Origin of the sequence: Pseudoalteromonas denitrificans DSM 6059 (genome assembly GCF_900112265.1) — a bacterium.
GTDB lineage: Bacteria > Pseudomonadota > Gammaproteobacteria > Enterobacterales > Alteromonadaceae > Pseudoalteromonas > Pseudoalteromonas denitrificans.
Genome location: NZ_FOLO01000096.1, coordinates 1 through 11,194 on the forward strand (window position 1 = coordinate 1; position 11,194 = coordinate 11,194).

General features: G+C 36.0%; 11 protein-coding genes and 1 tRNA gene. All 12 read right to left on the minus strand.

The window, feature by feature from the left end:
* Positions 1-290: 290 nt before the first annotated feature.
* Positions 291-1,043 carry a tol-pal system protein YbgF gene (gene ybgF / locus BM088_RS26225; RefSeq protein WP_091991802.1) on the minus strand — a complete coding sequence of 251 codons (753 nt, stop codon included), beginning with the start codon at positions 1,041-1,043 and terminating at the stop codon, positions 291-293.
* Between the two features lie 20 nt (positions 1,044-1,063).
* Positions 1,064-1,609: a peptidoglycan-associated lipoprotein Pal gene (gene pal, locus BM088_RS26230; protein ID WP_091991804.1), complete on the minus strand. Its 546-nt coding sequence runs from the start codon at positions 1,607-1,609 to the stop codon at positions 1,064-1,066.
* Between the two features lie 43 nt (positions 1,610-1,652).
* Positions 1,653-2,972, minus strand: a complete 1,320-nt coding sequence (gene tolB, locus BM088_RS26235) for a Tol-Pal system beta propeller repeat protein TolB (RefSeq protein WP_091991820.1) — start codon at positions 2,970-2,972, stop codon at positions 1,653-1,655.
* Between the two features lie 56 nt (positions 2,973-3,028).
* Positions 3,029-3,931, minus strand: coding sequence for a cell envelope integrity protein TolA (gene tolA / locus BM088_RS26240; protein ID WP_091991822.1), 903 nt, complete (start codon positions 3,929-3,931; stop codon positions 3,029-3,031).
* Positions 3,932-3,948: 17 nt separating this feature from the next.
* Positions 3,949-4,374, minus strand: a complete 426-nt coding sequence (gene tolR, locus BM088_RS26245; protein ID WP_091991806.1) for a protein TolR — start codon at positions 4,372-4,374, stop codon at positions 3,949-3,951.
* Positions 4,374-5,066 carry a protein TolQ gene (tolQ, locus tag BM088_RS26250; RefSeq protein WP_091991808.1) on the minus strand — a complete coding sequence of 231 codons (693 nt, stop codon included), beginning with the start codon at positions 5,064-5,066 and terminating at the stop codon, positions 4,374-4,376. The genes tolR and tolQ overlap by 1 nt, the downstream gene beginning before the upstream one ends.
* Before the next feature lie 663 nt (positions 5,067-5,729).
* Positions 5,730-6,437: a metal-dependent hydrolase gene (locus BM088_RS26255; protein WP_177208191.1), complete on the minus strand. Its 708-nt coding sequence runs from the start codon at positions 6,435-6,437 to the stop codon at positions 5,730-5,732.
* A gap of 50 nt (positions 6,438-6,487) precedes the next feature.
* Positions 6,488-7,501 carry a Holliday junction branch migration DNA helicase RuvB gene (gene ruvB, locus BM088_RS26260; protein ID WP_091991812.1) on the minus strand — a complete coding sequence of 338 codons (1,014 nt, stop codon included), beginning with the start codon at positions 7,499-7,501 and terminating at the stop codon, positions 6,488-6,490.
* 33 nt (positions 7,502-7,534) lie between these two features.
* A complete protein-coding gene (gene ruvA, locus BM088_RS26265; protein WP_091991814.1) occupies positions 7,535-8,173 on the minus strand; it encodes a Holliday junction branch migration protein RuvA in 639 nt (212 codons plus the stop codon).
* 22 nt (positions 8,174-8,195) lie between these two features.
* A complete protein-coding gene (gene ruvC, locus BM088_RS26270) occupies positions 8,196-8,717 on the minus strand; it encodes a crossover junction endodeoxyribonuclease RuvC (RefSeq protein ID WP_091991816.1) in 522 nt (173 codons plus the stop codon).
* Between the two features lie 176 nt (positions 8,718-8,893).
* Complete coding sequence (gene aspS / locus BM088_RS26275; protein WP_091991818.1) at positions 8,894-10,672, minus strand: aspartate--tRNA ligase; 1,779 nt, start codon at positions 10,670-10,672, stop codon at positions 8,894-8,896.
* A gap of 444 nt (positions 10,673-11,116) precedes the next feature.
* Positions 11,117-11,192 (minus strand) — tRNA-Glu (locus BM088_RS26280).
* Positions 11,193-11,194: the final 2 nt, after the last annotated feature.

The window sequence follows — 11,194 nt, forward strand, 5'->3', positions numbered from 1 at the left end:
CATGATGGACTTGAACCATCGACCAATGGATTAAAAGTCCACTGCTCTACCAACTGAGCTAATGACCCGCTCTTTTATAAAGATTACGCTCTACTTTATAAATCGCATTTCGAAAGTTTATTAAATCCTCTCTGGCTGCGGGCGCTTATAATACTTATTTACACGTCGAGTGCAACTGAAATACCACATTTTTTTTAGTTTTTTATCTGTTTGATTGATTTTAGACCGTTTTATTCACAAAGCACTTGTGATTATAAAAAAACGGCCTAAATACAATACAGATTATATGACTAAAACTTAGACAAGCGATCCGTTGCCAATTTTGCGGCCGTCGAATCAGGGTATTCAGATAATAAGTTTTGTAGCGTTTGTTTTGCTTTAACAATCAGGTTTTGCTTTTGATAAACAGTTCCCAATTTGAGCATAGCATCCGCACGTTTATTTGAATCTGGGTATCCAGTTACAACGGTTTCAAAGTGGCTTTGTGCTTCACTCACTTCACTTTTCATCATTAACAATTGTCCTAACCAGTAATGTGCATTGGGTATATACACAGACTCAGGAAAATTAGTTAAAAATGATTTAAATTCAGGAATAGCTTGATCATATCGTTTGTCTTTCATAATCAACTGAACAGCACGGTCATAAGCTTCATTTTCAGATAAATCATTACTGATAGATACCTGAGGTACATCATTACCTTCTGTTACAGTAGGCACTACGGGTGTATAGGCTACAGAGACTCGATCTTCTATTTCTTGGTAAAGCTCACGTTGACGCTGTAGCATTTTACCAATTTTGTAACCTTGTTCTTCTGTTGTACCACGAAGTTGATTTACTTCATCTTGTAAAACTTCTAGTTGTTGTTGTAATTCTACTTGAAGCAAATTACGTGTTTTAATCATATTCTCTAGTGCAGCTAATCTTGATTCAATCTTGCTTGTATTACTACTTGAAGCAACATCTGAAACAGGAGCGGGAGCAGCCAATACATGGCTGCTCCCGCTCAAAATCATAGCTGCCAAAATTAATTTTGGCTTCATAATTTATTATCTACTTAATATTAGTATACAAGCACAGCGCGACGGTTTTTAGCAAAAGCGTCTTCGTCACGTGTTTTAATCATAGGTTTTTCTTCACCGTAGCTTACTAATGAAATTTGACCTTCTGAAACACCTAAACTTTGTAGATATTTAGAAACAGCTTGTGCACGTCGCTCACCTAAAGCAATATTATATTCAGGCGTACCACGTTCATCTGCATGACCTTCAATTAATACTTTAACTGAAGCATTATTCACTAAGAAGTCACCATGAGCTTGTAAAAGTTCAGCGTATTGACCACTAACACGTGCTTTATCAAAATCAAAATAAATCACTTGCTCTTGACGAAGTGCATCATATTTTTCACGTAGTATTTCTTCAGCTGATTTTTCAGGTGTAATCGTATCAACTTGAACAGTATCATTGTTTGTTTGTTGATTTGTTTGTTGATTTGTTTGACTTTGGTTAGCTGCACCTTCATCTATATCTGAAGATGAGCTACATGCTGCTAAAGTTAAAACTGGCACAGCAATTAGCAGGCCTTTAAATATTTTGTTAAGTTGCATCGAGTAGATCCCTATTGCTAAAAGTGAAATCAAAATTTGTTAATTATAAAAACGGCGACCAAGCTGGAGCTTTTACCTGTCCTTGAGCTACAGGAAGACGCGCTTTAAAGCGACCGTCCATTGATACCAAAGCTAATACCTGCTTATTATTATGTAACGTACTATAAATTATCATCGAGCCATTTGGTGCTATGCTCGGTGATTCGTCAAGGCGAGTTCTTGTAAGTACTTGAAAGTCACCTGAACTAAGTTCTTTTTTTGCGATATGATAGCGCCCTAATGTGCGGTTTACCATAATCAAATCTTTTCCATCTGGTGTAATTGAGCCTGCCAGATTCATACTACCGTCAAAAGTCAATCTACGGGTTTTGCCAGTCGTTAAATTTACGCTATAAATCTGAGCATTACCACCCCTTTCCGACGTAAATATGATCTCGTTGCCATTTGGATGCCAACTCGGTTCAGTATCAATACTTCTATGGCGTGTAATACGGCGTTCAACACGTGTTTTTAAATCTAAAACATAGACTTCCGTTGCACCTTTTTTATCTTTTGATAAAACAATTGCAAGCTTGCTTCCATCTGGTGAAAACTTAGGTGCACCATTTATTCCTCTATACGAAGTAACAAGCTCTCTTTTTCCTGTATAAATGTCTTGAATGTAAATCTGACTCTGTCTGTTTTCAAAAGTAACATAAGCAAGTTTAGTTGCATCCGGTGACCAAGTAGGTGACATTAAAGGTTCTTTAGAACGCAATAATACTTGTTCATTTTGACCATCGTAGTCAGCAACAACTAACTGGTAAGGTCGTTGTTCTGTATCGCGTACAACAACATAAGCAACTTTTGTTAAAAATGCACCACGCTCACCAGTAAGCGCTTCATAAATAACATCACTGATACGATGACCATAACGACGAAACCTATCTTCTGTTATAACCGTTTGGCGTGCATCTAATATATGATCTTGTGCATTCATTAATTTGCCATTGGCTAACATTTGCGTTTGACCACCTGTGATCTGGCCACGATAAATATCGATTAATTCATAGCTTATTAAATATCGGTCTCCGGCCTGTTGCGTTACTTTCCCAACAACGATGGTTTCAACTTTTTCAGCAGCCCAAGCACTATAATCAACTTCATTATCTTGAGACGGTTTTTGTGGCATATTAATCGTTGCAATTGGATTAAATTTACCGCTTCTGCGTAAATCTGCCGCGATTACGTCAGATATTCTAGAAGGCATTTCACCAATACCTTCATATTTAAAAGGTACAATTCCAATTGGCCTTGCGCCATTCACCCCATCTGTAATAACAATTTCTAATACTGCAAAGCTCGGCAAGCTGATACTTGCCATTACTGTTACAAAACTAAATAAAACTAAGCTTTTAAGCCGATTTAACATGAGAGCCCTTAAAAATCAGGTTTAAATGTAAAATTAATATTTTTAAGCTGTTCAAAAACAGCTCTGTCTTTTGATACTGGTAATGTATCAGCCATACGTATAGAACGTAAAGCCGCTTCACACACAAGTTTATCACCACCTAATGAAATAGCCTTAGTTACAAGACCGTTGAAAGCTAATCTAATGTTCAAACGACATTGCTTTCCTTTCATTTTTTCATCTTTTAAGAAGTTTTGTGCAATGCGCGCCATAATCATAGCTTTATATTTTTCAACCTCAGTTAATACCTGCTGCTGCTTTGCTTTAGCTCTAACGGCTTGTTCTTGCGCTAGTTGCTCTTGAAGCAATTGTTCTTCAAGTGCTTTTTGACGTGCAGCTTCAGCTTTACGTTTTTCTTCAACTTCTTTTTGTTTGCGTGCTTTTTGCGCATCCGCTAAGGCTTTTTCTTCTTTTTTACGTTTTTTTGCTGCTGCTTTTGCCGCTTTCTCAGCTTTTTCTTTATTCGCTTTCGCTTTCGCTGCTTTATTTTGTTCAATTTTTTGTTTTGCTTTGGCTTTTTTAGTCGCTGCTTCTGCTTTTTTCTTTTCACGTTCCTTAGCTTGACGTTGTTGCTCTAATTTTTTAATACGACGTGCTTCTGCTTGACGCTTTTTTCTAGCCTCATTCGCTCTTTTTTCTAAATTTTTAATGCGCTGTTCTTCTTTGCGCTTTTTAGAAACATCATTATTTTTAAGCTCTTTTATTCGTTGCTCTACCGCTTTTTGATCTACAGAAATAGCCTCTATTGCTTTTTCTTGGTTCAAAGTAACTTGTAAAACATCAGGTGTATCATCTTCAAATGAAACACTGATCACTAACCCTATTGCTAATACAATATGTAAAGCGGATGATTTTAATAAAGATGGAAATATTTCGTTTAATGTCACTATTAATTCTCAAATGATTCGGTCATTAAACCGACTGAAGGTACGCCCGCTCTTTTCAAAAAATCCATCAATAATAATACTTCTTGATAAGATACACGCCCATCACCTTTAATCATAACGGGGGTTTTTGGGTTTTTATCTAACGCAAGTTTAACTTGTGCAGCAATATCGATTGCATCCATTTCAGCTTCAGGATCAATACCAATAGAAGCAAAGTATTTTCCCTGCGCGTTAATTGAAACAATTATCGGCGGCGCTTCTTTGGTTTCAACTAATTCAGACTGTTCCATCTTAGGTAGGTCAACATCAACACCATGAGTGATTGTTGCAGCTGTAGCCATAAAAATAATAAGCAGTACCAACATGACATCGATATAAGGTACTACATTGATTTCAGCAACCGGACGGCGTTTTTTTCTTTGGTACATTAAACTTTAGTCTCACTTTTTGCTACCGCTTGACGATGAAGAATATTAGAAAACTCTTCCATGAAATTACCATAGTTAGAGTCTAACTTTTCAACTTTATGAGCAAATCGATTATAAAATACGACCGCAGGTATTGCAGCAAATAACCCCATTGCTGTTGCGATCAATGCTTCAGCTATACCTGGTGCGACCATTTGCAATGTGGCTTGTTTCACAGCACCTAAGGAAATGAATGCATTCATAATTCCCCATACTGTGCCAAATAAGCCAATATAAGGACTAATAGAACCAACCGTTGCTAAAAATGATAAGTTAGCTTCTAATTTTTCAATCTCTCTTGATAATGCAACACGCATTGACCTATGTGTGCCATCCATAATGGTGCCTGAAGAAGCCATGTTATTTTTTGAAAGACGAGCAAACTCTTTAAAGCCTGAACAAAATAAACTCTCCAATCCCTCCAAAGAATTTGTACGTGCTGATAATTCGTTATATAGCTTGCTTAAATCGCTTCCTGACCAAAATCTATCTTCAAATTTTCTTGAACTAACATGCGCTTGTTTTAACACTTTTTGACGCTGAAAAATCATAGTCCAAGATATCACTGATAAAGCGAGTAATATCAACATAACAATTTGAACTAAAAAACTTGCTTTAATGATTAAATCGAAAAATGACAATTCTGATGACACTATATTTACCTCAATACTTTATTAAAATGGCAAGTTAAACTGATAAACTTTTATCTATTAGAAATAAATAATACAAATAGTTCACTCTATTATTGTATTTTTGCCTATTTCGAAACGACTCTAGTGTAACCAGTCGATAATGCTGTGACAATCAATTTACTATGAAATACAAAATATTCAGTTAAATAACAAACATCTTTAAAAATATTATTAAATAATATGATGTTTTATGCATAATTTTTGAATAACAAGCAAAAACTCTTTATAAAATCAGAGTGAAAATAGGAAAACTAATCGTTTAAAAATAACCCAGCAAAAACAAAGCGAATAAAAATCAATTAGATATCAAAACTTAACAATTTATTAATCTATTTAAAACCATGGAAATAATTATTCGACATTAGTTTTTTTAATGCGAAACTTTAATTTTTCTAGTTTGAAGCCCGACCAGTTTAACTATATTATTCTTCCCGTACCTTGCTAAGACATGTAGAGCACTTCTCTACGGCACAGATACTTAATAATATGATGATAAATTTATTCGTATTATGAACTCATTTAAAGTGAAACTTTAGATAAACCCTGGATTCCCTTCCAACTTGTTGTTTTGCTCGCACACTGTGCGGGCTTTTTTTTTGCCTAAAATTTAGCGTCAACTAAACGCTAACTAAATAAGTTAATATTTTGGGGCATAAATACAAAATGACTCAGTTTTACTTGCCAACTCAATACAACATCACATATCGCGTCATATTTTGGATATAAAAAATAAAGAGAACTTAGTACCAAAATAGTTTGCAAGAAAACACTCAAAGGATATCTGGTATCAATTAACTTCATTGCCGTACCAAAAGATGATTTCAAGGTGTTATTTTCAAGGTCTACACTATATAACTCATCTAACAATAAATGTGTTAAAGCACCTAAGGTAATAAATACCCCCACTAATAAAGAAACATTCAAAGATTGCGATAGCAATAATGACAGTGTCACTCCGATCAAAGAAAACATGATAATAGCAAATAAAGAATGAAAGCTTCCTCTATGAACAGTTAACTTTTCAAATACGGGTTTAATCATGTAATGAGTTGAGAAATAAATGACGAGTGTAAAAAACCATACGGCAACTAAAGATGATTGTGGCACAAGTAAAGAAAAACTTGCGCAGAGCACTAAGCCTAAAATGCTAAAGAGCCAGTCTATTGAAGTTGAGTTGTCCGCATCTAGATCAGGTAATAATCCTGATAGAGCTCCAATCAAAAACAATGTGATACTTTGTGGCGCTGTTGCAATATGTGTATTGAGTATAACAGAGCTCAATGCGGCACTCGTTAAAATGCTTGCTTTTAAATGTGTCGCGAAATTAGCCAAACGCTTTATTTACCTTACGAGAATTAAGTAAGAAAATTATTTTAAATCCATTAATTTTCTTTATTGGCTGCTTTTAAGCCAAAATGTTGATATGCACGATCACTGACAATTCGACCACGAGGAGTACGTTGAATAAACCCTTGCTGTATTAAATAAGGTTCAATTACGTCTTCTATCGTTTCTTTTTCTTCACTAATCGCTGCTGCTAAGTTATCTAAACCAACTGGACCGCCCATAAATTTTTCAATAATAGCTAATAAGTACTTTCGATCCATAAAATCAAAACCAGATTTATCAACATCGACCATATCTAAAGCTTGTTGCGCAATATCCAGTGTAACAGTGCCATCACCTTTTACTTGGGCAAAATCACGTACTCGACGTAATAATCTATTTGCAATACGCGGTGTTCCCCTTGATCTTTGCGCAATTTCAATTGCACCTTGTTCATCCATAGGTAAGTTTAAAAAATCTGCTGAACGGTTCACTATGCTAGATAAGTCTTCAACTGAGTAAAACTCTAATCTTTGCACTATGCCAAATCGGTCTCTTAGCGGAGATGTTAAAGAACCCGCCCTGGTAGTTGCACCTATTAAAGTAAAAGGCGGAAGGTCCAATTTGATAGAACGAGCAGCAGGACCTTCACCTATCATAATATCTAATTGGTAATCTTCCATTGCAGGGTAAAGAATCTCTTCCACTTGCGGACTTAATCTATGAATTTCATCAATAAACAGCACGTCATCTTGTTCTAAGTTAGTCAACAGTGCGGCCAAATCTCCTGCTTTTTCAAGAACAGGCCCCGAAGTTGTTTTAATATTCACACTTAATTCATTAGCGACAATATTTGCTAAAGTTGTTTTACCTAGGCCTGGGGGGCCAAAAATCAATAAATGATCTAAAGGTTCAGAACGTGCTTTGGCTGCTGCAATGAATATTTCCATTTGCTTTTTAACATGGTGCTGACCTGTGTAGTCGACTAATAGCTTTGGCCTGATAGCTCTATCAACAACATCTTCATTACCTTGTACCTGCGCTTCAATCAGCCTATCTGCTTCTATCATTTTACCTACTTAAACTATTTTCAATTTAAACTTTTAAATCATGGATTTTAATGCGGCTTTAATTAATTGCTCTGACGTAAGCCCTTTACCATTATTACTTTTTGCTGCTTTAACCGACTTTTGTGCTTGTATTTGTTTATAACCTAAGGTCATTAATGCCGCAATGGCATCATCTTCTGCGGTATCAGCAATAGGCGCACCTTGCATTTCAAGTTCAATACCATCAGCTGCCATTGAATCAGTATATGGGGTAAATAAATCCATCCCCCAATCTTTTAATCTATCTTTCATTTCAAGCACTAAACGTTCTGCTGTTTTTTTACCAACACCTGGTATTTTAACTAAGGTTGAGGCATCTTCATTTTGTACACATCTTACAAACTGCTCAGCCGACATACCAGACAAAATAGCTAATCCTAGTTTAGGTCCAACCCCATTGGCTTTTAATAACTCACGAAATAATGCGCGTTCTGTTTTATTGTTAAAACCATATAATAACTGAGCATCTTCACGAACAACAAAATGAGTATATACAGTTGCAGTCTCACCTTCAGCAGGTAAGTTATAGAAACTTGTCATTGGAAGTTGTACTTCGTATCCGACCCCACTCACGTCTAATAAAATTTCTGGTGGTTGCTTTTCCAGTAAAATCCCACTTAATCGCCCTATCATTATTTTACCTTATTAGTTTTATCTATCTTAATCGACCACGAACTACTTTTTTAGCTTGGCCTGCTAATTTAATTAAGTTTTGTTGAGAGTGGCCATGACACATGGCAATTGCAAGCGCATCGGCTGCATCAGCTTGAGGTGTTGATGGCAATTTTAAAATCGCTTTTACCATATGTTGCACTTGCTTTTTATCTGCAGCACCAGTTCCTACAACCGCTTGTTTGATCTGTCTAGCCGAGTAATCAGAAACAGGTAAATCAGCCATAGTGGCAGCTACAATTGCAGCACCTCTCGCCTGCCCTAACTTTAAAGCAGAATCTGGATTATGAGCCATAAAAACTTGCTCAATTGCAAATGTATCAGGTTTGTATTGCGCAATAAGCTGGGTTACACCTTGGTAAATCATTTTCAAACGCTCAGGTATTGGCCCTCCACCTAAACGTATACAGCCACTGCCTAAATATGTAAACCGACTACCTTGTTGATCTATGACACCATAACCTGTTAATCGAGAACCAGGATCTATTGCAAGAATGACAGCCAAAAAAAACCCCAAGATAATTATTTAAAGAAATGAGATGATGGCTGATAACTGTATAAATTACCAGTATTTTAAACTAAATATTTCTATGTTTATTTAAAACGCGTATTAAAATAAAAAAGGCGACCTAAGTCGCCTTCTAACAATACAATTTATTTAAAAATCATATTTGATACAGTTTATTTTTCAGACTCTTTTTCAGGTAATGCAACTGCAACTGCTAATTCAACTAATGAATCAGGGTTGGCAACACTCGGTGCATTTGTTAATAAACAAGATGCTTGTGTTGTTTTAGGGAATGCAATTACATCACGAATATTATCTGTACCACATAACAACATTGCTAAACGGTCTAAACCAAATGCTAAACCCGCATGAGGAGGCGTACCATATTTTAATGCATCAAGTAAGAAACCAAACTTATCTTCTTGTTCCTGAGTTTCAATACCTAAAATACGAAATGCTGCAGCTTGCATGTCATTATTATGAATACGAACAGAACCACCGCCTACTTCATAGCCATTTAATACCATGTCATATGCATCTGAAATAGCTGAAGCGGGACTTGCTTCAAGTTCAGCTGCGGTCATATCTTTAGGTGCTGTAAATGGATGATGCACTGCATGTAATGTACCTTCATCATCTTCTTCAAACATTGGGAAATCAACAACCCAAAGTGGTGCCCATTTGTTTAAATCTGTTAATTCTAAGTCAAGGCCAACTTTAAGACGAAGTGCCCCCATTGCTTCGTTTACAACATTTGTTTTATCAGCACCAAATAAAATAATATCACCAGTTTGGGCATTGGTGCGCTCGAGTAAAGTATTGATCACATCTGCATTTAAGAATTTAGCAACAGGAGATTGCACGCCTTCAGCACCTGCAGCACGGTCGTTCACTTTCATCCAAGCCAGACCTTTAGCACCATAAATACCAATGAATTTAGTATATTCATCAAGTTGCTTACGAGATAACTTAGCGCCACCTGGCACGCATAATACTGCTACACGGCCCTTTTCATCATTAGCTGGACCTGAGAAAACTTTAAACTCAACGTCTTTCATTAAATCTGCAACATCAATAAGTTCTAACGGGTTACGCAAATCAGGCTTATCAGAACCATAACGCGTCATAGCCTCAGCATATTTCATTACTGGGAAAGCACCTAAATCAACATTGAGTAATTCTTGCCACATGTCAGCAATTAGTTTTTCTGTCATAGCACGTACTTGATCTGAGCTCATGAAAGAAGTTTCAATATCTATTTGAGTAAACTCAGGCTGGCGGTCAGCACGTAAATCTTCATCACGAAAACATTTAACAATTTGATAATAACGATCAAAACCAGACATCATCAGTAATTGCTTAAACAATTGTGGTGATTGTGGTAACGCGTAGAACGAACCTTTATGAACACGGCTTGGTACTAAATAGTCACGTGCACCTTCAGGTGTTGCTTTTGTTAATACGGGTGTTTCAATATCTAAGAAATCATTACTGTCTAAAAAGTTACGAACAAAACTGCTTGCCTTGGCACGCAATTTAATACGATCGCTCATTTCTGTGCGACGTAAGTCTAGGTAACGGTATTTAAGGCGCATTTCTTCAGAGTTTTTTTGATTAAAATCTAATGGTAATGGCTCAGAACGATTTATGATTTCAAGGCTTTTACCTAAAATTTCAACTTCACCTGTTGCCATGTCTTTATTTATTTGACTCTCAGGGCGAGCGCGTACAATACCTGTTAATTTAACACAAAACTCATTACGTAAACCTGTAGCACTATCCATTAAACCTGCAACATCTGGATCAAATACGACTTGTACAACACCTTCTCTATCTCTTAAGTCAACAAAGATTAAGCCGCCTAAATCACGACGTTTGTTGATCCAACCACATAGTTCAACAGTTTGATCTACATGAGTATTGTTTAGTTGTCCGCAGTATATCGAGCGCATAGTGTTCCTATCAGTCAAAAGACCTGATGAATAGTTTTAAATTATGGGTGCTGATTATACCCAAATAACATATAAATGCGAGGATAAGGCTTAGCATTTAGCGGCAAGATCATTATAAATCTGAGTAAATTCAGCTGTAGTACGCTAGGGTTTTAAACATATAGAAAAGCAATCAAAGAAATACTTATTTTTAATGTAGATAAAATAACAGAGATGAAGTAATACTAATAGCAGTAAACAAGAATACTTTATTTTTAAAGTTAATAAATATGATTTAGGAAGTAAAAATGAAATGAGGTTTTTATTTTATATTTGGTTATAAAAGCATTAAACCATTTTAAAAAACGAACTAATAAATTAAATATTTTTTATAATATATAATTTACGTTTGATCTTTACGCAGTATGCTCCTGACTCAACTCTTATATAGTAAAAATAAAAGAGTGGCGTCCCCAAGGGGATTCGAACCCCTGTTACCGCCGTGAAAGGGCGGTGTCCTAGGCCTCTAGACGATGGGGACAC

What these genes read in the sequence shown, in the direction of transcription:
- ybgF (WP_091991802.1), bottom strand. Translation starts at nt 1,043, where the DNA reads ATGAAGCCAAAATTAATTTTGGCAGCTATGATTTTGAGCGGGAGCAGC.
- pal (WP_091991804.1), bottom strand. Translation starts at nt 1,609, where the DNA reads ATGCAACTTAACAAAATATTTAAAGGCCTGCTAATTGCTGTGCCAGTT.
- tolB (WP_091991820.1), bottom strand. Translation starts at nt 2,972, where the DNA reads ATGGCAAGTATCAGCTTGCCGAGCTTTGCAGTATTAGAAATTGTTATT.
- tolR (WP_091991806.1), bottom strand. Translation starts at nt 4,374, where the DNA reads ATGTACCAAAGAAAAAAACGCCGTCCGGTTGCTGAAATCAATGTAGTA.
- ruvB (WP_091991812.1), bottom strand. Translation starts at nt 7,501, where the DNA reads ATGATAGAAGCAGATAGGCTGATTGAAGCGCAGGTACAAGGTAATGAA.
- ruvA (WP_091991814.1), bottom strand. Translation starts at nt 8,173, where the DNA reads ATGATAGGGCGATTAAGTGGGATTTTACTGGAAAAGCAACCACCAGAA.
- aspS (WP_091991818.1), bottom strand. Translation starts at nt 10,672, where the DNA reads ATGCGCTCGATATACTGCGGACAACTAAACAATACTCATGTAGATCAA.